Origin of the sequence: Vibrio sp. 10N.222.52.B7 (genome assembly GCF_041474275.1) — a bacterium.
GTDB classification, from domain to species: Bacteria; Pseudomonadota; Gammaproteobacteria; order Enterobacterales; family Vibrionaceae; genus Vibrio; species Vibrio crassostreae_C.
Window position 1 is genome coordinate 1 of record NZ_JBFRTU010000596.1, and the last position, 206, is coordinate 206.

Here is a 206-nt window from a genome sequence, read left to right on the forward strand (position 1 = left end):
ACATCATGGTTAACCGTGACGGTGTTACTCATCAAGATATGATGGCGATTTTAGCGCAGAAATCTCGTGATAACTCTCGTACACCAATGCAATGGAACAGTGAGCCTTACGCTGGCTTTTCGCTATCACAGCCATGGTTAGATGTTGCGAATAACTACACTGAGATCAATGCTGAGCAAGCGCTTGAAGATAAAGACTCGGTCTTC

1 pseudogene is annotated in these 206 nt (G+C 44.7%); it reads left to right on the forward strand.

Features of this window, described 5'->3' with window-relative positions:
* A pseudogene (locus tag AB4512_RS24370) lies at positions 1 to 206 on the forward strand (alpha,alpha-phosphotrehalase); the annotation flags it as partial.